Source organism: Geodermatophilus sp. CPCC 205761 (assembly GCF_051383655.1).
In the GTDB taxonomy this organism is placed as follows: Bacteria; Actinomycetota; Actinomycetes; order Mycobacteriales; family Geodermatophilaceae; genus Geodermatophilus.
Map to the genome: position 1 here is coordinate 18,162 of NZ_JALPKQ010000046.1, position 21,755 is coordinate 39,916.

The following is a 21,755-nucleotide window of genomic DNA, read 5'->3' on the forward strand; positions in this document are numbered from 1 at the left end:
CGGCCCGGTCCCGGGCGGCGCTCCTATCCGTACGTGTCGCGCGGCCCCCGCCCGCGGACCGACCGCGGACCCTTCTTCCAGCTCGGGGCCGTCGGTCCGACAACGCGCAGCCGGGTCACGACGTCCCCGCCGATCGAGGCGCGCAGCCGGCCCAGGATGGTCGGGGCCAGCAGCCGCAGCTGGGTGGCCCACGCCGTGGACTCGGCGATGACCAGCAGCTCGCCGTCGTTCAGGGTCTGCGGGGCACAGTGCGCGGCGATGTCCGGCCCCACCAGGGCCGACCAGCGGCCGAAGACGGCGCCCACCTTGGTGTGCTCGGTCCAGTCCTGCGCGCTGACCAGCGAGTCGACCAGCCGGCCGAGCGGCTGGGGGTCGTCGTCGCCCGGGCGGGCACCGGTCCAGGTGCGCCGCGGGCCGGCGATCCGCCGCCGGGTGGGCCGCGGCCGGGACGCCGACGCGGCGCGGGCGGCCTCCAGCGCCGCCCGCGCGATGTCGCTCGGCCGCCCCTGGTCCGAGGTCACCGCGCACCCTCCTCGAGCACCGCGCCGTCCACGGCCCCATCCTCGGCCGCCGCGGCCCGGGACGGAACCGCCTGCCCCCCGGCGACCTGCACGACGGTGCGGCGCAGCTCCGTCGGGACGTCGTCGAGCACGGCCGCGGTGATCAGCGTCTGCTCGGCCGAGCGCGCCACCGCCGCCAGGGCCGCCCGCCGCTCGGCGTCGAGGGTGGCGAAGACGTCGTCCAGCAGCAGGACCGGCTCCTCGCCGTCGGACCGGAGCAGGGCGAAGCAGCCCAGCTTGAGCGCGAGCGCCAGCGACCAGGACTCCCCGTGGCTGGCGAACCCCTTCGCCGGCATCGACCCGAGGGAGATGACCAGGTCGTCGCGGTGCGGCCCGACCAGCGTCATCCCGCGGTCGACCTCCTCGCCGCGGCGCTCGGCCACGCGCTCGCGCAAGGCCGCGCTGAGCTCGGCGACGTCGGGCAGGCGGTCCCCCGGCGGCAGCGGCGTCCCGTCCCCGGCCAGCGGCACGGTGCTCGCGTAGCCGAGGGCCGCGACCGCCGCGTCGGCCCCGGCGACGTCGGCGTAGGAGCGGGCGACGTGCGGGCCGAGCTCGGCGACCAGCCGGAGCCGGGCGGCGAGCAGCTGACCCCCGAGTTCGACGAGGTGGCCGTCCCAGACGTCGAGGGTTGCCAGGGCGTTGCCGCGGGCCAGACGGGCGGTCTTGAGCAGGGCGTTGCGCTGCTTGAGCACCCGGTCGTAGTCGCTGCGCACGCCGGCCAGCCGCGGGGTGCGGCTGACCAGCAGGTCGTCGAGGAAGCGCCGGCGCTCGGCGGGGTCGCCGCGGACGAGCACGAGGTCCTCCGGAGCGAAGAGCACGGTCTTCACCAGGCCGAGCAGCTCCCGCGGCCGCGGCAGGGCGGCGCGGTTGACCCGCACCCGGTTGGCCCGGCCCGGGTTGATCTCGATCTCGACGAGCAGCTCGCGGTCCTCCCGGCGCAGCGCGGCGCGCACCACCGCCTGCGGTGCGCCCTGCCGGACCAGCGGGGCGTCGCTGGCGACCCGGTGGCTGCCCATCGTGGCGAGGTAGCCGACGGCCTCGACGAGGTTGGTCTTGCCCTCGCCGTTGCGGCCGACGAAGACCGTCGGTCCCGGGGTCAGCGCGATGTCCACCCGGTCCCAGTTGCGGAAGGAGCCGAGCTGCAGGTGCCGCAGGTACACCTCAGCATCCCGTGGGTGACGTGCTGGAACGGCCGCCCTTCAGGGTCCCGCGCCGAGCGTGCGAGGCGTGGGGGGAAGGGTGGTCCTTTCTCATGCGGGGCGCTCGGCCTCCTGCTGCCGGACCGCCTGCACCGCGTGACCACCGAACTGCTGGCGCAGCGCGGCGACGGCCTTCATCGTCGGGGAGTCCTCCTGCCGCGAGGAGAACCGGGCGAACAGCGACGCAGCGATCGTCGGCATGGGGACGGCGTTCTCGATGGCCTGCTCGACGGTCCACCGGCCCTCGCCGGAGTCCTCCGCGTAGCCCCGGATCTTCTCCAGCTCGGGGTCCTCCTCCAGCGCGCGGACCAGCAGGTCCAGCAGCCAGGAGCGGATGACCGTGCCCTGGGTCCAGGACTTGACCACCCCGGGCACGTCCTCGATCAGGTCGACGGCGGCCAGCAGCTCGTAGCCCTCGCCGTAGGCCTGCATCATCGCGTACTCGATGCCGTTGTGGACCATCTTCGAGAAGTGGCCGGCGCCGACCGGTCCGGCGTGCACGAACCCCGCGCCGGGCATCTCCTGGCCGGACTCGTCCACCGGCGACGGTGGCCTCAGGGCGTCGAAGACCGGCTGCACCTTGGCGACGTCGTCCTTCGTCCCGCCGACCATCAGCGCGTAGCCGTTCTCCAGGCCCCAGACCCCGCCGGAGACGCCGGCGTCGATGTAGCCGATGCCCTTCTCGCGGAGCATCACGTCGTGGATCTGGTCGTCGGTGTACTTCGAGTTGCCGCCGTCGACGACCACGTCACCGGGGCTGAGCAGCTCGCCCAGCTCCTTGACGGTGGCCTTCGTGGGGTCCCCGGCCGGGACCATGACCCACACCACGCGCGGTGCCGACAGCGCCTCGACCAGCGCCGGCAGGCTGTCGACGTCCCGCCGGTCGGGGTGGTGGTCGAACCCGATCACCTCGTGACCGGCGCGGCGCAGCCGCTCCCGCATGTTGCCGCCCATCTTGCCCAGACCGATCAGCCCCAGCTGCACGACAACAGTCCCCTCGTTCGCGATCACGGTTCTCGGCTCATCGTGCCCGGCGGACGGCCCTCCTGCAGGGTCCCGCCGCGCGCTCGCGAACGGTGGGGGGCAGGAGGGTCCATCTCACCCGGGCAGGCGCACCGGCATGATCAGGTAGCGGTAGCTGCCCGGCCGCTCGGCCGGACGGGACGCCGCCTGGTCGTCGTCGGCCGCCGGCTCCTCCACCCCGGAGAGCACGGCCGGCTTGAGCGGGCTGGTGAAGTCCATCCGCGCCCGGCTGGTGTGCACCGCCGCCAGCCCGTCGAGCAGGAACGTCGGGTTGAAGCCGATGGTCAGCGGCTCGCCCTCGAACTCGACGTCGCAGCGCTCCTCGGCCTGGCCCTCGTCGTCGGACCCGCCGGCCCGCAGCGTGACCTGGCCGGGGGTGAACTCGCAGCGCAGCGGGGTGCCGCGCTCGGCGACCAGGGCGACGCGCTTGGCGGCGTCGGTGAACAGCCCGACCGGCAGCACGGCGTTGGCCTGCGAGTCGTTGGGCATGATCGCGCGGTACTTGACGAACTCGGCGTCCAGCAGCCGGGTCGTGGTCTGCCGGTCCTTGCCCGAGAGGCCGAGGATGCCCTCGCCGGAGCCGCTGGAGGACAGCGAGACGACGATCTCCGGGCCACTGGTCAGCGTCTTCGCTGCGTCGGCCAGCGTGCGGGCGGGCACGAGCACCGCCGCCGACAGGCCAGGGGTCTCCGGGCGCCAGGCGAACTCGCGCACCGCCAGCCGGTAGCGGTCGGTGGCGGCGAGAGTGACCAGGTCGTCCTCGATCTCCAGCCGGACGCCGGTGAGCATCGGCAGCGTGTCGTCCCGGCCGGCGGCGATGGCCACCTGGCCGACCGCCTCGGCGAAGACGTCGCTGTCCACGACGCCGGCCGACGAGGGCATCGACGGCAACGAGGGGTAGTCCTCCACCGGGAGCGTCGGCAGGCTGAACCGCGCGTTGCCGCAGGCGATCGCCAGGCGTGGGCCCTCCGCGGTGATGTCCACCGGGTGCGGCGGCAGCGCGCGGGTGATCTCGGCGAGCAGCCGCCCGGGCACCAGGGCCCGGCCGCTCTCCGACGCCTGCACGTCGACCTCCGCGCGTGCGGACACCTCGTAGTCGAAGCCCGACACCGACAGCTGACTGCCGTCGACCTCGAGCAGGATGCCGGCCAGGACCGGCACCGACGGCCGGGGCGGCAGGCTGCGCGCCGTCCAGGCGACGGCATCGGCGAGCACCTCACGTGCCACCCGGAACTTCATGACCTGATCCACCCCAGCTCTGTGCGTGCTCCTCCTGCTGCGGTGCTCATCGTGCCTTCTGGGGGCGACATGCGGGTAACCGCGGCCCCCATCGGGTCACTCCCAGCGCTGCTTCCCCACCCAGAGTGTGGTTCAAGGACTCCTCGGAACAACTCCCTCATCTTCGTCATCACTGGTGTGGAAGCTGGGGATCGAGCCCGTCCGCGCAGGTCAGCGCGGAAGTCGACATGTTGGCGGACTGTGGGTGGATCGTCCCCGTCCGGTGTCGACACGTGGACATCTCGACGTCCGTGCACACCGGTCGCCGTCCGTCCACGTCCTGTCCCATGGTTCCCCCAGGGTCCGTCCCCAGGTGGTGTGCACGACCGGGAGGCGTGAGCCGGCCGACGGCGGGGTAGTGCGGTCCGGAGACGGAGAACGAGCAGGTCAACGACGAGGTACCCCGATCCGGGCGGCTCGCCCCGTCCGGGGTGTCCGTGACGTGCCGTGAGCCCGTCGGTACGAGATACCCCCAGCCTGTGCACATTCCTGGGGACAACTCGTCGACGAGTCGACCGAGGTCACCCGTCCGGGGGACCCGGAGGCCACCGTCTCCGCGGTGGGGAGCGCACACCGGCCACCCACAGGCTTGTGGACAGCCGGCCGTCCGGTCACTGCCGGGCGCGGCTCTTGATGCGGGCCGTGAGCTCGGTCACCTGGGTGTAGGTGGCGCGGCGCTCGCTCATCAGGTTGGTGATCTTCTTGACCGCGTGCATGACCGTGGTGTGGTCCTTGCCGCCGAACGAGGCGCCGATCCGGGGCAGGGAGAGCTCGGTCAGCTCGCGGCACAGGTACATCGCGATCTGCCGGGCGTTGACCAGCGTGCGGCTGCGGTTGGAGCCCTGCAGCTCCTCCATCGTCACGGAGAAGTACTCGGCGGTGGCCGCCATGATGATCGCCGCGGTGATCTGCGGGCCCTGCTCGTCGCTGATCAGGTCCTTGAGCACCAGCTCGGCCAGCGGCAGGTCCACCTGCTGCTTGTTGAGGCTGGCGAAGGCGGTGACCCGGATGAGCGCGCCCTCGAGCTCGCGGATGTTGGTCTGCACCTTGCTGGCGATGAACTCGAGCACCGCGTCGGGCACCTGCAGCCGCTCGCCGTAGGCCTTCTTCCGCAGGATCGCGATGCGGGTCTCGAGGTCCGGCGCCTGGACGTCGGTGATCAGGCCCCACTCGAAGCGGGTGCGCAGCCGGTCCTCCAGCGTCGTCAGCTTCTTCGGCGCGCGGTCGGAGGTGATGACGATCTGCTTGCTGGCGTTGTGCAGCGTGTTGAAGGTGTGGAAGAACTCCTCCTGCGTCCGCTCGGCGCGCTCCAGGAACTGGATGTCGTCGATGAGCAGGAAGTCGATGTCCCGGTAGCGACGGCGGAAGTCCTCGGCGCGGCCGGAGTGCACCAGGTTGATGAACTCGTTGGTGAACTCCTCGGTGCTCACGTACCGCACCCGGACGTTGGGGAACATCCGCGCCGCGTAGTGCCCGATCGCGTGCAGCAGGTGGGTCTTGCCCAGCCCGGAGTCGCCGTAGATGAACAGCGGGTTGTAGGCGCGGGCCGGCGCCTCGGCCACGGCGACCGCGGCGGCGTGGGCGAACCGGTTGCTGTTGCCGATGACGAAGCTGTCGAAGACGTACTTCGGGTTCAGCCCCGGATCCTGCGCGCCGGCCGGCGCACGCCGGTCCCCGAACAGCGGCACGGCGTCACCGCCGCGGGCGGACGACGCGCGGCTGTCCCCCCGGCGGCCGCGGCCGGCGGGGGCGGGCGCCTCGTCGGGCTGCCCGCCGCCGGTGTCGAGGTCGAACGGCAGCACGGCGGCGCCGTCGTCGTCGGGCTCGCTGCCACCCCAGTCCCGCTGCGGGCGGGAGGGCCGGCCGGACGGCCGGCGGGCCGGCGGGCTCCAGTCGGTGGGCGTCCACTCCTCGCCCTCCCGGGCCGGCGGCGGGAGGTCCTGCCCGGGACGCTCGGCGACGTCGCGCTCCCAGGTCAGCGGCCGGGTCACGTCGGTGCGCACCCCGAAGGCGCTGCGGCCGTCGTCGGCGCGGTCGCGAGTCTCCCGGTCCTCCTCGGCCCGCTGCGCCTCGACCGCCGACCACCGCCGCCGGGTCGGAACCGGATCGTGCGGCGGCTCGACGGGCTCGGCCGGGGTGTCCTCGACCTGGACGGCGACGCGGATGTCGCGGCCCAGGTGCTCGGACAGGGCCTCGGCGAGCACCCGCCGCATCCGCGACTCGAGCACGGTCTGGGTGAACTCGTTCGGGGCCGACAGCACCGCCGTGTCCTCGAACACCCCGACCGGCCGGGTCAGGTTGAGCATCGCGTTCTGCTGCGGGGACAGGCTCGTGGCCAGCCGCTCGCGGATCTGGTCCCAGACCGTCGCCAGGTCAACCGTGGCATCGGCCATGGCCGTGTCCTCCCCGATTCCGTGTGTCGTCGCCCCACCGAGGCCGCTGACTGCCGGGCGCCGTCGTCCCCCGGTCAGTCCCCCGCTGTGGACATCCGGACACACGGTGTCCACACCGGTGTCCACAGGCTGTGCACGACCAGCGGCAGGATCGGCCGGCATCCGCGGGTGCGGACCGGGCAGAGGCGTCGTCGCTGGTCAGGAACGGGATGGGAGGTTCTCGGAGTGGTCGCGGTGGTCGGTCGACCCAGCGGGGCGGCCCCTGCGCCGGACTCGGATGTCCGGTGTGGAGCGACGGCGACGCTAACAGCCTCATCCACAGCCCGGCAACGACGCGGGACGGCCGTTGCCGCGCGCCGCCGGGCGTGTCGCGAGCCTCGCGCGGCGCGTCGTCGCCGTCGGGCGTCGGGTGTGGTGGAGCCTGGGCAGTCGGTGTCCGGGCGGCCTCCGGCACTCCGCGTTCCTCGGCTATGCTGGTCGGAGTCTGTGGACGGCGGACGGCGGGGGCCTGACCGGTCACCTCGTCCGGACCGTCCTTCGCGCGTGCCCGCCCACCGGTGGGTGCGCACCGTCGATGTCGTGTAGTGGGAGTACCTCGTGAGCAAGCGCACGTTCCAGCCGAACAACCGCCGCCGGTCCAAGACCCACGGCTTCCGGCTGCGGATGCGCACCCGCGCCGGGCGGGCGATCATCGCCGGCCGCCGGCGCAAGGGCCGCGAGAAGCTCTCCGCCTGAGGTGTTGCCCGCGCAGGCACGCCTGCGCCGGCGTCCGGAGTTCACCGCGGTCGTCCGGTCCGGCAGGCGCGCCGGACGGCCGACCATGGTGCTCCACTACCTCCCCGAACGGCCCGTGACCCCGGGTGCCGGCCCCGCCGGTGGCCCCGGTGGTCCACGGGCCGGCTTCGTGGTGGGCAGGGCCGTGGGCAACTCCGTCGTCCGGCACCGGGTGACCCGGCGGCTGCGCGCGGTGGTGATGGGCGAGCTGCACCGGGTGCCGCCGTCGGCGGACCTCGTGGTGCGTGCCCGGCCGGAGGCGGCGTCCGCCAGCTCTGCCGACCTGCGTCGCGACCTCGCCGCCGGCCTGGACCGGGTGCTCGGCGCGCGGGCGCGCGTCTCGTGACCACCACCCCGGCGAGGCCCGCCCCCGGCTCCCGCGGCGCGGTGGGCCGGGCGCTGCTGGCCGCGGTGCGCTTCTACCAGCGGGCGATCAGCCCGGCGCTGCCACCGCGGTGCCGCTTCGCCCCGACGTGCAGCGCGTACGCCGCCGAGGCGATCGCCGTCCACGGCGCCGCGCGGGGCAGCTGGCTCGCGCTGCGCCGGCTGCTCAAGTGCGCCCCCTGGCACCCCGGCGGGTTCGACCCCGTTCCGCCGGCGCGCGGCGCGGCTCCCGGATCCGACGAAGCCCACCCCCCGGCTCCCCGCCGGGCACCCCAGCAGGAGGCTGGCGTTGCTTGACTGGCTGTACACCGCCATCTCCTGGGTCCTGGCCCGGTGGCACTCGGTCTGGAACCTGGTCTTCCAGGACCCCGACGCGGGCACCGGGCTCTCGGGCCTGGCCTGGGCCCTGTCGATCGTGTTCCTCGTCGTCACGATCCGGCTGATCCTCTTCCCGCTGTTCGTCAAGCAGGTCAAGTCGCAGCGGGCGATGCAGGAGATCCAGCCGGAGATCCAGAAGCTGCGCAAGCAGTACGGCAGCGACAAGCAGGGCTTCAGCCAGGCGATGATGGCGCTGCAGAAGGAGCGCGGGGTCAACCCGCTGGCCGGCTGCCTGCCGATCCTCCCGCAGATCCCGGTCTTCCTGTCGCTGTTCCACGTCCTGCGCCGGCTGGCTCCCGGCGCGGAGGGGCTCTACGGGTGGAGCGACGAGCTCACCGACGAGGCCGCCCGGGCGCCGTTCTTCGGGGCGCCCATCTCCTCCTCGTTCAGCATGAGCGGGGCCAAGGAGGAGGCGATCCTGGCGATCGCCTCCTACGCGAACATCCGCGTGGTCGCGTTCATCCTCATCGTGGTCATGTGCGTGACGACCTTCATCACGCAGAAGCAGATCATGCGGCGGTCGGGGCCGGTCGAGGGCCAGGCCGCCATGGTGCAGAAGCTGCTGCTCTACGGCATGCCGCTGAGCCTCTTCGTCACCGGCTTCTTCTTCCCGATCGGCGTCCTCCTCTACTGGTTCACCAACAACCTGTGGACCCTCGGCCAGCAGTTCTTCATCCTGCGCAAGATGCCGCCGCCCGGCTCCCCCGCCGCCCTCGCGAAGGCCGCCGCTGACAAGCCGGCCATCGACCCGAAGTCCCTCGCGCCCAAGCCCGGCGCCAAGCCGGTCCGCCCGAAGCCCGGCCGCCCGGCCGACACCTCGGCACCGGTCGACATGACCAAGCGCAGTGACACCCCGGCCCCCGTGGACGGCGACGACGTGCTGCCGCCGGGTGCGACCGCGTCGGGCGCCAACGGCAAGCCGCCGGCCGGCCGTGGTCAGCCCGGTCGCCCGCGCAGCGGTAGCGGCAGCGGGGGCGGGCGTGGCAGCCAGGGTCCGGCCAACCGCGGGAAGCGCAAGCGCCGCTGACCCGGCGCTGCGGCGTCCGGCGCGGACGCCCGCCGGCCCTGCGGCCCGCCATCGACCACCGGGGAACCCCGGACGCCCGCTCCGACTGGGAGGAACAGCCATGAGCGCCCCGCAGCACCCCACCGACACGACCGCGACCGCCGAGGCGACCTCGGGTGCCGTCCTCAGCCCCGTGCCGGCCGACACCCCCCCGACCCAGCCGGACCTGCCCGATCCGGACGACGACGGCGCCGACGCCCTCGTGGAGCCGGCCGACACCGAGGTCGACACCGCGGACGACGTCGAGGCCGAGACCGAGGACGACGTCGACGGCGACTCCCGGAGCCGCGACGACCTGCTCGTCCGCGAGGGCGACGTGGCCGGCGACTACCTCGAGCGGCTGCTCGACATCCTCGACGTGGACGGCGACATCGACCTCGACGTCGAGGGTGACCGTGCCTCCGTCGCGATCGTCGGCGGGCAGCTGACCGACCTGGTCGGCCCCGACGGCTCGGTGCTCGAGGCCCTGCAGGAACTGACCCGGCTCGCCGTGGCACAGTCCACCGGCGTCCGCAGCCGGCTGATGCTCGACATCAGCGGATTCCGGGCCAAGCGGCGCGCAGACCTCACCACGCTGGCCGCCGAGGCGGCCCGCCGGGTGGCCGGCAGCCGCCAGCCCGAGCGGCTGGCCGCGATGAACCCGTTCGAGCGCAAGGTCGTCCACGACGTCATCGCCGGCGTGGCCGGGGTGCACAGCGAGTCGGAGGGCGAGGAGCCCAACCGCCGCGTCGTCGTCCTCCCCGACAAGTGAGTTCGGCGCCGGAGACCCCACCCGCCCCACCGGCCCCAGCCGTGGCGCGGCGGGTCTTCGGGGACGCCCTGCCGGCGGCCGAGCGGTACGTCGCCCGGCTGGCCACCGACGGCGTCACCCGCGGCCTCATCGGGCCGCGCGAGGTGCCGCGGCTGTGGGAGCGGCACGTGCTCAACAGCGCGGCCGTGGCCGAGGCCGTCCCCCCGGGCGCCGCGGTGGTGGACGTCGGCAGCGGGGCCGGGCTGCCCGGCGTCCCGCTGGCCCTGGCGCGACCAGACCTCCGGTTGACCCTGGTCGAGCCGATGGCCCGGCGGGTGGAGTTCCTGGAGGAGGTCGTCGCCGAGCTCGGCGTCCCGTGGCGGGTGGTCCGCGGCCGCGCCGAGGAGCGCTCCGTCCGCCAGGCCGTCGGCCCGGTGGACGTCGTCACCGCCCGGGCGGTCGCCGCGCTCCCCCGGCTGGTCACCTGGTGCCGCGACCTGCTGCGCCCGGGCGCCCAGCTGGTCGCGCTCGTCGGTACCCGCGCCGTCGAGGAGCTGCCCGCGCTGGTGCCCGAGCTCGAGGCGGCCGGCATGCGCGAGGTGCACGCCCGGGCTGTCGGCGCGGACCTCGGCGACGCTGCCACTACCGTGGTGGTCATGACGCGTGGAACGCGGTGAGTCCTGTTCCACGTGGAACCCGTACGACTCCCCGAGCCCGTTCCACGTGAAACGGATCGGCAGGAAGGACCCGAGATGACCGACCCGGGCCAGCGGCTGCGGAGCAGCCTCGCCGCCGACCAGGCGGCCAGCTCCGGTGCGGACTTCGACAGCCCCATCGCCATGGAAGCCCTGCGGGCCACCCGGGTGCTGCACGCCGCCAACCAGGAGCCCTTCCCCGCGCCGGGACGGATCCGCGTCATCACGATCGCCAACCAGAAGGGCGGCGTCGGCAAGACCACCTCGGCGGTGAACCTGGGCGTGGCGCTGTCCCTCTACGGCCTGCGGACGCTCGTCATCGACCTCGACCCGCAGGGCAACACGAGTACCGCCCTCGGGGTGGACCACACCGTCGGGACGCCGTCCATCTACGACGCGCTCGTCGGCGACCACTCGCTGTCGGAGGTCGTGCACCCGACCACGGCCAGCCCGCTGCTGCACTGCGTGCCGGCGACGATCGACCTCGCCGGCGCGGAGATCGAGCTGGTCTCGGTGGTCGCCCGCGAGTACCGGCTCCGCCGGTCGATCGAGGCGTACCTGTACTCCCTGCCGGCCGATCAGCGGCCGCACTACGTGCTCGTGGACTGTCCGCCGTCCCTGGGACTGCTGACCCTCAACGCCCTGGTGGCCGGCGACGAGGTGCTCATCCCCATCCAGTGCGAGTACTACGCGCTCGAGGGGCTGGGCCAGCTGCTCAACAACATCGACCTGGTCCGCCAGCACCTCAACCCGGGCATCGCCGTCCGGACCATCCTGCTCACCATGTACGACGGGCGCACCAAGCTCGCCGACCAGGTGGCCGAGGAGGTCCGCAAGCACTTCGGGGACCTCGTGCTGAACGCCGTCATCCCGCGCAACGTGCGGGTCTCGGAGGCCCCGGGCTACGGCCAGTCGGTGCTCACCTACGACCCCGGCTCGCGCGGGTCGACCAGTTACGTGGAGGCCGCCCGCGAGCTCGCCGAGCGGGGCGTCTCACTGCCGCCGTTGAGCGCGCCGCCCGCCCCCGGCGGCCCGCCGACCACCCCGATGAACGCCGTCTCCGTCGCCCCACGGGCGTTCGCCGACACCGACGCGGCGACCGTGCCCGTCCCCCCGTCCTCTGAGGAGAGAGCATGAGCAAGCGTGGCGGTCTCGGCCGGGGGCTCGCGGCGCTGATCCCCACCAGTCCCCCACCCGTCGAGCAGTCCGCGCTGCCCGAGTCGGCGGACGGCGGCGAGCGCCCGGACGGCGCGGCACCGGCCTCCGCTCCGGAGACCACACCCACGGTCCACCTGCTGCCGCCCGCCGCGCAGGCCGCCGAGACGGTCGCCCGGCGGCAGGAGGAGGCGGTCGGGGTCCCGGGCGCGCACCTGCGCGAGGTGGCCGTCGGCGACGTCGTCCCCAACCCCAGGCAGCCCCGCCAGGTGTTCGACGACGAGGCGCTGGAGGAGCTCACCCACTCCGTCCGGGAGTTCGGCCTGCTGCAGCCGATCGTGGTGCGCGAGCGGGACGGCAGCGGTTACGAGCTCATCATGGGCGAGCGCCGGCTGCGGGCCGCGCGCGCGGCGGGCCTGGACACCGTGCCGGCGATCGTCCGGGACACCACCGACGACGCGCTGCTGCGCGACGCCCTGCTGGAGAACATCCACCGGGTCCAGCTCAACCCGCTGGAGGAGGCCGCCGCCTACCAGCAGCTGCTGGAGGAGTTCGGCGCCACCCACGAGGAGCTGGCGAGCCGCATCGGCCGGAGCCGGTCGCAGGTCACCAACACCATCCGGCTGCTGAAGCTGCCGGTGAAGGTGCAGACCCGCGTCGCCGCCGGGGTCATCTCGGCCGGGCACGCCCGCGCCCTGCTCGGCCTGCCCGACGCCGAGGCGCAGGACGCGCTGGCCACTCGCATCGTCGCCGAGGGGATGTCGGTGCGGGCCACCGAGGAGGCGGTCGCGATGGCCGTCGCCGAGGAGCCGGCCAGCAAGCGGCGTCCCCGGAAGTTCTCCGCACCGGGCGTCGAGGACCTCGCCGGCCGTCTGTCGGACGCCTTCGAGACCACGGTGAAGATCCAGATCGGTCGGGCCAAGGGCCGGATCGTCGTCGAGTTCGGCTCGGTCGACGACCTGCAGCGGATCATCGGTCAGATGGCTCCGGACATCACGGGCCGTCGCGCCGAGAGCTGAGGCCCGGAAAGACCCACGAGGGCCGGTTACGTCACTGACGTAACCGGCCCTCGTGGGTGCCCCCGCGCGGGGTCCCGGGCATAGGAGGCTATCCATACGTCCTGGCGCCAGAAACGTAGGCATAGCTTCCCATGCCGGCGGGGCTAGCGGGCGGTGACGGCCCGACGGGTCAGCAGCCGGGAGAGGACGTCGCCGAGCGAGTGGCCGGCCGCCTCGACCGCCATCGGGAACATCGACGTCTCGGTGAGCCCGGGCGAGACGTTCACCTCGAGGAAGTGCACCTCGCCGTCCGGACCGACGATGGCGTCGGTGCGGGACAGGTCGGCCAGACCGAGCACCCGGTGCACCTCGACCGCGAGCGCGGCCGCCTTCGCGGCGACCTCCGCGGAGACCCGCGCAGGGGCGTGGTACTCGGTGAGCCCGGGCGTGTAGCGGGCGGTGTAGTCGAACACCCCGGACTCGGGGGCGATCTCGACCGCCGGCAGCGCCTCGGGCCCCTCCCCCAGGTCCACGACCGACAGGGCGAGCTCCACGCCGTCGACGAACCGCTCGACCATCACGGTGTCCCCGTAGGCGAAGCAGCTGACCATCGCGGCCGGGAGGTCCTCGACGCGGGTCACCTTCTGCGCGCCCAGCGCGGATCCACCCGAAGCCGGCTTCACCATCAGCGGCAGTCCGAGCCGGGCGACGATGAGGTCCAGCACGGCGCCGGCGCCCAGCTCCCGGAAGGTGCTGTGCGGCAGCGCGACCCAGTCCGGCGTGGTCACCCCGGCGGAGCGGACGACGGACTTGGCGGCCGGCTTGTCCCACGCCAGCCGGCAGGCCGCGGCCGGGGAGCCGACGTAGGGGACGCCGGCCAGGTCGAGCACCGCCCGCAGCGCGCCGTCCTCGCCGGTCGCGCCGTGCAGGGCGATGAAGACCGCGTCGGCCGGAGCGGCGGACAGGCCGGGCAGCAGCTCGGCGTCGGCGTCGCGCACCTCGGCGTCCACCCCGGCGCGGGTCAGCTCCTCCCAGACCTGGGTGCCGGAGGAGAGGCTGACCTCCCGCTCGAAGTTCAGCCCGCCGGCCAGGACGACGGCGCGCAGGGGATGGCGTGCCCCCGCGGACTCCGGGGCGGGTGCGGCAGCGGCGTCGGTCATGCCCGTCCGTCCTCGTAGGTGTCGCTGTTGGCCGGGCCGACGATGTTCTCGGCGTCGTGGCTGCGGGTGGGGGCGCCGAGGGCGCGGAACGCGCCGGTGTCCACGCCGTCGAAGGTGGAGTGCAGGTCCAGCTCGGCCTCGATGACGCGGGCCAGCCGGCGCACGCCCTCGCGGATCTGGTCCGGCTCCGGGTAGCAGTAGGACAGCCGCATGTACTCCCGGCCGCCGCCGTCGGCGTAGAAGCCGATGCCGGGCACGTAGGCGACGTGGGCGTTGACCGCGCGCGGCTGCATGCGCTTGGCGTCCAGGCCGTGCGGCAGCTTGAGCCACACGTAGAAGCCGCCGTCGGGCTTGGTCCACGTCGTGCCCGGGGGCATCAGCTGCTCGAGGGACTCCAGGGTGGCGTCCCGCCGCTCGCGGTACAGCTCGACGAAGTGCTTGATCTGCTCGCGCCAGGGCTGGGTGTCGAGGTACCGGGCGACGGCGTACTGGGTGAGCGAGGGCGGGCAGAGCACCTGCGCCTCGGTGGCCAGCACGAGCTTCTCCCGGACGGCGAGCGGGGCGAGCACCCAGCCGACGCGCAGGCCGGGAGAGAACGTCTTGGAGAACGAGCCGAGGTAGATGACCCGCTGGGAGTTGCGCGCCCGCAGCGCCCGCATGGGCTCCCGGTCGAAGCCGAGCAGCCCGTAGGGGTTGTCCTCGATCACGAGCAGGTCGTAGCGGTCGGCGATCTCGATGATCGCCTGGCGGCGCGGCTCGGACAGCGTGACGCCGGCCGGGTTGTGGTAGTTCGGCACCGTGTAGAGGAACTTGACCCGGTCGCCGTTGGCCCGGCACTCGAGCAGCGCCTGCTCCAGCGCCTCGGGGATCAGCCCGTCGTCGTCCATCTGGACGTGCCGGACCCGCGCCTCGGCGGCCTGGAAGACCCCGAGCGCACCGACGTAGGAGGGGCCCTCGGCGAGGACGACGTCACCGGGGTCGCAGAACACCCGGGTCACCAGGTCCAGCCCCTGCTGGGAGCCGACGGTGACGACGACCTCGCTCGGCGAGGCGTCGGTGATGCCCTCCAGCGCCATGACGTCGCAGATCCGCTCGCGCAGCCGCGGGTCGCCCTGACCGGACCCGTACTGCAGCGTCTGGGCGCCCATGCCCGACACCAGCTCGCCGATCATCGAGCCGACCGCGTCGAGCGGCAGCGCGGTGACCGCGGGCATGCCGCCGGCCAGCGAGACGACCTCGGGGCGGCTGACGACGGAGAACAGCGCGCGGATCTCCGAGGTCTTCATCCCGTGGGTGCGTGCTGCGTACCGGTCGGCCAGCGGGTCCAGCCGCGGGTGGCGCGGCGCCGGGTGGGGGTGCACACCGGGACCCGGAGGGGTGCCGGGCGGGAGAGAGGCCACCTGTCGAGTGTAGGGAGCCCTGCGGAGCGGCCCGCCGGGGACACGTCGGGCGGACGGACCGTTCGGTCACAGCCGTCCCAGCCGCCCCCGCGTTCTTGGCGAGGTATTGGATCCCATGCCCGCGTCAGAGCAGCCGATACGCGGGTAGAGGATCCAATACCGCGGAGGGCGTCAGACGCGCTCGGGGAGGACGAACGTGCCCGTCGGCGGGTCGGCCTCGGCGGGCAGGAAGAGCCGCTGGACGGCGGCCAGGACGGCGCTGGCCACGGTGCTGCGCAGCCGGGCGTCGAGCAGCAGCAGCCGGTCGACCGGGTGGGAGAGGTAGCCGCAGTCGATCCGCACCGCCGGCATGCGGCTGGCCCGCAGCAGGTCCCACGTCTTGGCGTGCGAGCCGAGGTCGAGCATGCCGGTGCGGGCGATGACCTCCCGGCGGACCAGGTTGGCGAACTGCTCGCCCACGGTCGAGGAGGCGCCCGACCCGGTGCCGTAGTAGTAGCTGGCCACCCCGCGGGCGTGCTCGGAGGCGTGCGCGTCGAGGTGCAGCGAGAGGAACAGGTCGGCGCGGGCGTCGTTGGCGAACGCCGTCCGTTCCGCGGGGGACGGGTTCTGGTTCCGCCCGCGGGTCAGGTACACCGTGGCGCCGGCCGCGGCGAGCCGGCCCTCGATCCGCGAGGCGAGGTCGAGGACCAGGTCGGCCTCGGTGGTCTCCCCCGCGGTGAACCCGGTGTCGGGACCGCCGTGCCCGGGGTCCACGACGATGCGCCGGCCGATCAGGTGCGGGCCGCTCTCCACGAAGCTGGCGCTCTGCCGCAGCAGCTGCGGACGGCCACCGGTCACCTTGCGCCCGAGCTGCCGCAGGGCGCGCAGCGTGGCCGGGCCGCACGTGCCGTCGGAGGTCAGCCCGTAGTCGCGCTGGAAGGCCCGCAGCCCGGTCTCGGTCTCCGCACCGAAGACGCCGTCCACCGGGCCGGCGTCGTAGCCGAGCTCGTGCAGCCGGTCCTGCAGGTTCGTGACGTCGTCCCCACGGATCGGGCGCACCGGGTCGTGGTGCAGCAGCCGGTCACCGAGGGACCAGCGGGCCTCGGACAGCGCGCGGTAGGTCTCCTCGCCCACCCGGCCGTCGACGGAGAGCCCCCGGACCTGCTGGAAGTGCCGGACGGCGAGTTCCGTGGACTGGTCGTAGACGGCGTCGCCCTCCTCGTCCCCGACCGCGGCGGGGAGCAGCCCGATGCTGCGCAGGGCGGCGTGGACGTCGGCAACGGCGGGACCGCGGTCCCCGGCCCCGAGGGGGTGCATGCGGCTGTCGGTTCCCATCGTGGGTCGATTGTGGTCCCCGGCCGTCCTCCCGGCCCGTCGGGGGGCCCCGGACGCGGCAGGGCCTCCCCGGCGCGATGCCGAGGAGGCCCTGTGAGACGAGGCCCCGCAGGGGGGCGCTTGCTCAGATGTAGTCGGCGAGGTCCGAGAGGATGGCACCCTTGGGCTTGGCGCCGATGATGCTCTTCACCGGCTTGCCGTCCTGGAACACCGTCATCGTCGGGATCGACATGACCTGGTAGTCACGCGCGATCTGCGGGTTCTCGTCGATGTTCAGCTTCGCGATCGTGAGCTTGTCGCCGTGCTCGGCGGCGATCTCCTCGAGGACCGGGGCGACCATCTTGCACGGACCACACCACTCGGCCCAGAAGTCGACGAGCACGGGCTTGTCGCTGCCCAGCACGTCGTCGGCGAAGCTGGCGTCGGTGACGGTCACGGTGTTGCCTGCCATGGTCGTTCTCCTCGTGGTTCGGAAGTGGCCTCGGGTGTCACTGCAGTGGGGCCCGGCTGGGACAACCGGCCAGAGGGGCGGTCTATGCCCCGCCTGAGCTGGTGATGCCCGCCGCAGACCGCCGGCGAACGCCGCTCAGCGCTCGCCGAACGCCTCGGCGAGGTACCGCTCGGCGTCGATCGCCGCTGCCGCGCCGGTGCCGGCCGAGGTGATGGCCTGCCGGTAGATGTGGTCGACGACGTCACCGCAGGCGAACACGCCGTCGATGTTGGTGCGGGTGGTCGGGTGCTCCACCTGGATGTAGCCCTCGTCGTCCAGCTTGAGCTGGCCGGCGAAGATCTCGCTGCGGGGGTCGTGGCCGATGGCGACGAAGACGCCGGTGACCGGCATGGTCTCGGTCGCGCCGCTGTCGGTGTCGGTGAGCTGGACGCCGGAGACGGTCTCGTCGCCGAGCACGTCGGTCACCTGCTTGCCCAGCTGCCAGCGGATCTTCTCGTTGTCCTGGGCGCGCTGGACCATGATCTTGGACGCGCGCAGCTCCTGGCGCCGGTGGACGACGGTGACCGACTTGGCGAAGCGGGTGAGGAAGGTGGCCTCCTCCATGGCGCTGTCACCGCCGCCGACCACGACGATGTCCTGGTCGCGGAAGAAGAAGCCGTCGCACGTGGCACAGGCCGAGACGCCGCGGCCCAGCAGCCGGGCCTCGTTGTCCAGGCCCAGGTACCGGTACTTCGAGCCGGTCGCGACGATGACCGCGTGGGCGCGGTGCACCTCGTCGCCGACCTTCACGATCTTGGGCTCGGCGGTCAGGTCGACCTCGCTGACGTCGCGGGCGACCAGCTCGGCGCCGAAGCGCTCGGCCTGCTGGCGCATGTCCATCATCAGCTGCGGGCCCTGGATGCCCTCGGCGAAGCCGGGGAAGTTCTCGACCTCGGTGGTGGTCATGAGCGCGCCACCGAACTGCGAACCCTCGAACACCAGCGGGTGCAGGTTGGCGCGGGCGGCGTAGACGGCGGCGGTGTAACCCGCCGGCCCCGACCCGATGATGATCAGGTCGCGGATGCCGTCATGCTCCGCCGGCGGGATCGCGGGGTTCCCGTCAGTGGTCACGGCGGGTCCGGGGGTCGGGTGGTCTGAGGTCACGGGCGGCACAACGAGGATCGTAAGAGCCGCATTCCCCCGTCAGCAGGGCCTCATTCCAGCCCACGGAAGTCCCGGCCGGGCGGTTCGGGACGGCCGTCAGCCGGCCGGCTGCAGCGCCACCTCGGCGATGCCGGCGGCGAAGCCGTCGCCGGACTCCACCAGCCCGGTCACCCACACCAGCACGTACTGGCTGGTCACGGTCTCCTCGAAGGGGAGGTCGGTGGTCGCCTCCAGCTCGCCGGTGGCGACGACGTCGAACTCGTCGATGCCGGCGTCGGGCGCGTCGGCCACGCGGATCTCGACAGTGGCACCGGGTGTGGTCGTCGTCACGGACACCCCGGCCAGGGCCTGCGCCGAGCCCAGGTCGTAGACGACGCCGACGCCGTCCTTGAGGTTGCCGAACGCGGGCGAGCCCCGGTAGGTGAGCGTCGACCAGGCGGTCGCGGGGTCGCCGTCGAAGGACAGCGAGATGTCGTCGACGTTCTCCGGCTCGCCGTCGCCGCCGGGGTCGAGCACGGCGGCCCCGACGATCGTGGCGGCCGGGGCGTCGCCGGGAGCCGGGCTCTCCTCGTCGGCCGGCGCGCTGCTGGACGGCGCGCTCGGCGCCGTGCCGCCCTCGCCGACCGAGCCCGCCACGGACAGCACGTTCGACCCCAGCCACCAGGCCAGCCCGATGACCACGGCCAGCGCGAGCAGCGGCAGGCCGACGACGAGGAGCTTGCGGCGGCCCGCGGGGGCCGGCTCGGCATACCCGTCGCGGTCCGGCTCGTCGGTGACGACGTCGTCCTCGACGCCGAAGCCGCCCGCCAGCGGCAGCAGGTCGTCGTCCTCCTCGCCGCGCGGCGCGGGCACCGGCGGCCGACCGCGCCGGTCCAGCCGCCGGGGGCCGTCGGGTCCGGCGTCCATCGTGGGCGAGGGGTCCTCGGCGACGTCGTCCTCGCGGCGCTCGCGCAGCCGGCGCAACCACCCGCTGTCGGACTCGTCGACGCCGCGGACCGGCTCCGAGACGTGCCCGCGCGGGCGCTCGGCGAGCAGGGCGGCCATCGCGGCGACGCTGGAGAGGCCGGCGCCGGGCTCCCGGGACCGCGCGCGGCGGACCAGGGCGGCGAGGTCGGGGGACAGGGCCGGCGACCGCCCCGGGGCCTCGCCGGCGCGGCGGTCGGTGAGGCAGTACTCGAGCAGCTCGGCGAGCGCGGCGATGTCGCCCTGCACCGTTCCGCTGGCGGCCGGGACCGCGCGCAGGCCGACCAGGCCGTTGGGCCGCAGGACGACCGTCTCGGGCGTCAGCCCGCCGACGGCGAGCCCGACCCGGTGCGCCTCGGCGACCCCCTCGGCCAGGCGGCGCAGGACGGCGCGGACCTCGCGCTCCGGCATCGGCCCGTCGGCCAGCCGCTCCGCGAGGGTCTGCCCCTCGATCCACTCGTTGACCACGTATGCCGCCCCGCCCGGGGCCGCGCCGCCCGACCCCTCGGCGGCGTCGTAGACCATGGCCAGGGCGGGCGTGGCCAGGCCGCCGGCGGTGAGCGCGCGGGTGATCCACTCGCGGGCCGCGGCGCCGCCGGGGGTGTGCACCCGGATGGCGACGTCCCGGTTGAGGATGCGGTCCTTGGCGCGCCAGCAGCGGATGACGCCGGTCGACGTGGCCTCGGCCGGGCCGACCTCGGCGAGGGGCCGGTAGCGGTCGGGGAGGCCGGTGGTCGTGGACGTCATCGACGCGGCCGACTCCCTGTTCGCTCCAGGCCGGTGGCGGGGGTGCCCCGGCGGTGGCGTCGCCGCGGTGCTCATCCGCGCCCCAGCCGGGCCCTGACGGCGGCCAGGGGCTCCCGGACCTCGGAGACCCGGGCGAGCACGAGCCCTGCCAGAGCCGCGACGCCGACCACCACGGTACCGATCAGCAGGGTGCCGAGCGAGCCCGCCACCGAGGTGCCCAGCGCGCTGTTGGTCACTGTGACCGTCCCCCAGCCCAGCAGGCCCGCGACGAGCGAGGCGGCGGCGATCGGCAGCACCGGACCCAGGCTCGACCGGGTGCCGAGCACGCCCAGCCGCCGGCGGAGCGCGAGGTGCCCGAGGGCCCAGCCGACGAGGTAGGTGGTGCTCGTGGCCAGCATCAGGCCCGCGACCACCTCGTCGGGGTCGACGACGACGGGGACGAGCAGCAGCAGCGGCACCCGGACGGCGACCATCCCGAGCTGGATGAGCGTCGGGGTGCGGGCGTCCTTCATCGCGTAGAAGACCCGCAGCTGGAGCAGCGTGACCGCCATCGGCAGCAGGCCGAACGCCCCGACAGCGAGCGCGACGCCGATGCCCCGGGCCTCCGCGGCGCTGGTGTTGCCGTGGGCGAAGGCGACGGTGGCCACGGCGGGACCCAGCACCGCCAGTGCGGCCGTGACCGGCAGCAGGCCCAGGGCCGACAGCCGGGTGCCGAGGGCGAGGTCCTGCACGACCCCCGGGATGTCGGAGCGCGCCGCGGCCCGGCTCATCCTCGGCAGCAGCGCGGTGAGCAGGGCGACGCCGATGATCCCGTAGGGCATCTGGAACAGCAGGCTGGCGTTTGCGAAGGCCAGGTTGCCCAGCCCGCCGGCGTCCGCCGCCCCGGCGGCGACCCGGTTGGCCACGACGACGCCGACCTGGCTGACCAGCACGTAGACCACCATCCACAGGCCCAGCGAACCGGCCTCGGCCAGCCCGGTGCCGCGCAGCCCCCACTGCGGGCGCAGCGGCACCCCGTGCCGGCCGAGCAGCGGCAGCAGCACGAGCGCCTGGACGGCGATCCCCAGCGTCGTCCCGATCCCGAGCAGCCACACCTGGGTGTCGGTGATGGTGACCGGCGTCAGTGGACCGGCCCCGCCGGCGAACACGAACAGCGCGCCGGTGAGGATCACCACGATGTTGTTGAGCACCGGCGCCCACGCCGGCGGGCCGAACACCGCGCGGGAGTTGAGGATCGCGGTGGCCAGGGCGCCGATGCCGTAGAAGACGATCTCGACCAGCAGGATCCGGGCCAGCCAGTTGGCGAGCGCGACCTGGGCGGGGTCCCCGCGGATGCCCATGAGCCAGGTCAGCGCCGGCGCCGCGAGGACGGCGAGCGCGGTCAGCGCGGTCAGCACGACGACGGTGAGCGTCATCAGCCGCTGGGTGTACCGGACGCCGCCGTCCTCGTGCTTCTCCTGCGCGCTGACCAGCAGTGGGACGACGACCGAGGTGAGCACCCCGCCCAGCAGCAGCTCGTAGACGATGTTGGGGAGCAGGTTCGCGACCGTGTAGGCGTTGCCGACGGCGGCCACGCCGAGGACCGCGGTGAGCACCGCCGTCCGCAGGAAGCCGGTCAGCCGGGACACCAGGGTGGCCACGGCCATCGTCCCGGCGGCGCGCAGGATGCCGCGGCTGGCGCCGGGGGCGCCCTCGCGGGCCTCGACCTCCTCGTCGGTCTCGTCGACCGGACGCGGCACCGCCGGCAGCACCGGGATGAGCTGGGTGTCGTCGGGGCCGGGCACCCACCGCCCCGCCCGAGGGCGCGGCGGCGGCACCGGGGGCAGCGGGCGGACCCGCGCCGCCGGTGACGGGCCGCGGGGGGCCGGTGGCGGCAGGGTCGCGGGCGCGATCGTGTCCCTGGCCGTGCTGCTGATCCCGTCGGTGGGCGTGACCCGGGCCGGC

20 protein-coding genes are annotated in these 21,755 nt (G+C 74.0%); 8 read left to right on the forward strand and 12 right to left on the reverse strand.

The features are described from left to right. Positions 1-23 precede the first annotated feature (23 nt). The 5 genes from MY526_RS21935 to dnaA all read right to left on the reverse strand — a co-directional run bounded on the left by MY526_RS21935 (position 24) and on the right by dnaA (position 6,453). Positions 24-521: a DUF721 domain-containing protein gene (locus MY526_RS21935; RefSeq protein ID WP_436693538.1), complete on the reverse strand. Its 498-nt coding sequence runs from the start codon at positions 519-521 to the stop codon at positions 24-26. Beyond that, positions 518-1,720 (reverse strand): DNA replication/repair protein RecF, encoded by a 1,203-nt coding sequence (gene recF, locus MY526_RS21940; protein ID WP_436705074.1) that lies wholly within the window; start codon positions 1,718-1,720, stop codon positions 518-520. Before recF ends, MY526_RS21935 begins: the two co-directional genes overlap by 4 nt. A 90-nt stretch (positions 1,721-1,810) precedes the next feature. Continuing rightward, positions 1,811-2,770, reverse strand: a complete 960-nt coding sequence (gene gnd, locus MY526_RS21945; protein ID WP_436693542.1) for a phosphogluconate dehydrogenase (NAD(+)-dependent, decarboxylating) — start codon at positions 2,768-2,770, stop codon at positions 1,811-1,813. An 87-nt stretch (positions 2,771-2,857) separates the two neighbouring features. Beyond that, positions 2,858-4,021, reverse strand: coding sequence for a DNA polymerase III subunit beta (gene dnaN, locus MY526_RS21950; protein ID WP_436693544.1), 1,164 nt, complete (start codon positions 4,019-4,021; stop codon positions 2,858-2,860). A 650-nt stretch (positions 4,022-4,671) separates the two neighbouring features. Next, the gene (gene dnaA, locus MY526_RS21955) at positions 4,672-6,453 is read right to left on the reverse strand and encodes a chromosomal replication initiator protein DnaA (protein ID WP_436693546.1); all 1,782 of its coding nucleotides are present in this window, start codon (positions 6,451-6,453) and stop codon (positions 4,672-4,674) included. Positions 6,454-7,050: 597 nt separating this feature from the next. Here dnaA and rpmH point away from each other — a divergent pair. From rpmH to MY526_RS21995, 8 genes are all read left to right on the forward strand, one after another. Beyond that, positions 7,051-7,188, forward strand: a complete 138-nt coding sequence (gene rpmH, locus MY526_RS21960) for a 50S ribosomal protein L34 (protein ID WP_089305879.1) — start codon at positions 7,051-7,053, stop codon at positions 7,186-7,188. Position 7,189: 1 nt separating this feature from the next. Beyond that, positions 7,190-7,573: a ribonuclease P protein component gene (rnpA, locus tag MY526_RS21965; RefSeq protein WP_436693548.1), complete on the forward strand. Its 384-nt coding sequence runs from the start codon at positions 7,190-7,192 to the stop codon at positions 7,571-7,573. After that, the gene (gene yidD, locus MY526_RS21970) at positions 7,570-7,908 is read left to right on the forward strand and encodes a membrane protein insertion efficiency factor YidD (protein ID WP_436693550.1); all 339 of its coding nucleotides are present in this window, start codon (positions 7,570-7,572) and stop codon (positions 7,906-7,908) included. The genes rnpA and yidD overlap by 4 nt, the downstream gene beginning before the upstream one ends. Continuing rightward, positions 7,901-9,016, forward strand: a complete 1,116-nt coding sequence (gene yidC, locus MY526_RS21975; protein WP_436693551.1) for a membrane protein insertase YidC — start codon at positions 7,901-7,903, stop codon at positions 9,014-9,016. Before yidD ends, yidC begins: the two co-directional genes overlap by 8 nt. 100 nt (positions 9,017-9,116) lie before the next feature. Then, the gene (locus tag MY526_RS21980) at positions 9,117-9,806 is read left to right on the forward strand and encodes a protein jag (protein WP_436693553.1); all 690 of its coding nucleotides are present in this window, start codon (positions 9,117-9,119) and stop codon (positions 9,804-9,806) included. A gap of 41 nt (positions 9,807-9,847) precedes the next feature. Beyond that, positions 9,848-10,462, forward strand: a complete 615-nt coding sequence (gene rsmG, locus MY526_RS21985; protein WP_436705075.1) for a 16S rRNA (guanine(527)-N(7))-methyltransferase RsmG — start codon at positions 9,848-9,850, stop codon at positions 10,460-10,462. Positions 10,463-10,537: 75 nt separating this feature from the next. Next, positions 10,538-11,617: a ParA family protein gene (locus MY526_RS21990; protein ID WP_436705076.1), complete on the forward strand. Its 1,080-nt coding sequence runs from the start codon at positions 10,538-10,540 to the stop codon at positions 11,615-11,617. Then, entirely contained in the window at positions 11,614-12,654 is a 1,041-nt protein-coding gene (locus tag MY526_RS21995; protein ID WP_436693559.1) for a ParB/RepB/Spo0J family partition protein, read from the forward strand. Before MY526_RS21990 ends, MY526_RS21995 begins: the two co-directional genes overlap by 4 nt. A 143-nt stretch (positions 12,655-12,797) precedes the next feature. Here the strand turns inward: MY526_RS21995 and MY526_RS22000 are convergent, their stop codons facing one another. The 7 genes from MY526_RS22000 to murJ form a co-directional block, all read right to left on the reverse strand. After that, the gene (locus MY526_RS22000; RefSeq protein ID WP_436693561.1) at positions 12,798-13,793 is read right to left on the reverse strand and encodes a D-alanine--D-alanine ligase family protein; all 996 of its coding nucleotides are present in this window, start codon (positions 13,791-13,793) and stop codon (positions 12,798-12,800) included. Next, entirely contained in the window at positions 13,790-15,193 is a 1,404-nt protein-coding gene (locus MY526_RS22005) for a PLP-dependent aminotransferase family protein (RefSeq protein ID WP_436693563.1), read from the reverse strand. Before MY526_RS22005 ends, MY526_RS22000 begins: the two co-directional genes overlap by 4 nt. Before the next feature lie 171 nt (positions 15,194-15,364). After that, entirely contained in the window at positions 15,365-16,507 is a 1,143-nt protein-coding gene (locus MY526_RS22010) for an N-acetylmuramoyl-L-alanine amidase (protein WP_436705077.1), read from the reverse strand. A 124-nt stretch (positions 16,508-16,631) separates the two neighbouring features. Continuing rightward, positions 16,632-16,958 (reverse strand): thioredoxin, encoded by a 327-nt coding sequence (gene trxA / locus MY526_RS22015; RefSeq protein ID WP_436693567.1) that lies wholly within the window; start codon positions 16,956-16,958, stop codon positions 16,632-16,634. Between the two features lie 135 nt (positions 16,959-17,093). Continuing rightward, the gene (trxB, locus tag MY526_RS22020; protein ID WP_436705078.1) at positions 17,094-18,068 is read right to left on the reverse strand and encodes a thioredoxin-disulfide reductase; all 975 of its coding nucleotides are present in this window, start codon (positions 18,066-18,068) and stop codon (positions 17,094-17,096) included. Positions 18,069-18,197: 129 nt separating this feature from the next. Then, positions 18,198-19,811, reverse strand: coding sequence for a hypothetical protein (locus MY526_RS22025; protein WP_436693571.1), 1,614 nt, complete (start codon positions 19,809-19,811; stop codon positions 18,198-18,200). A 71-nt stretch (positions 19,812-19,882) separates the two neighbouring features. After that, positions 19,883-21,755, reverse strand: a 1,873-nt coding sequence (gene murJ / locus MY526_RS22030) for a murein biosynthesis integral membrane protein MurJ (protein WP_436705079.1), incomplete at its 5' end; no start/stop codon positions are given.

What these genes read in the sequence shown, in the direction of transcription:
- MY526_RS21980 (WP_436693553.1), top strand. Translation starts at nt 9,117, where the DNA reads ATGAGCGCCCCGCAGCACCCCACCGACACGACCGCGACCGCCGAGGCG.
- MY526_RS21990 (WP_436705076.1), top strand. Translation starts at nt 10,538, where the DNA reads ATGACCGACCCGGGCCAGCGGCTGCGGAGCAGCCTCGCCGCCGACCAG.
- dnaN (WP_436693544.1), bottom strand. Translation starts at nt 4,021, where the DNA reads ATGAAGTTCCGGGTGGCACGTGAGGTGCTCGCCGATGCCGTCGCCTGG.
- MY526_RS22010 (WP_436705077.1), bottom strand. Translation starts at nt 16,507, where the DNA reads ATGGGAACCGACAGCCGCATGCACCCCCTCGGGGCCGGGGACCGCGGT.
- MY526_RS21995 (WP_436693559.1), top strand. Translation starts at nt 11,614, where the DNA reads ATGAGCAAGCGTGGCGGTCTCGGCCGGGGGCTCGCGGCGCTGATCCCC.
- MY526_RS22025 (WP_436693571.1), bottom strand. Translation starts at nt 19,811, where the DNA reads ATGACGTCCACGACCACCGGCCTCCCCGACCGCTACCGGCCCCTCGCC.
- MY526_RS22000 (WP_436693561.1), bottom strand. Translation starts at nt 13,793, where the DNA reads ATGACCGACGCCGCTGCCGCACCCGCCCCGGAGTCCGCGGGGGCACGC.
- dnaA (WP_436693546.1), bottom strand. Translation starts at nt 6,453, where the DNA reads ATGGCCGATGCCACGGTTGACCTGGCGACGGTCTGGGACCAGATCCGC.
- trxA (WP_436693567.1), bottom strand. Translation starts at nt 16,958, where the DNA reads ATGGCAGGCAACACCGTGACCGTCACCGACGCCAGCTTCGCCGACGAC.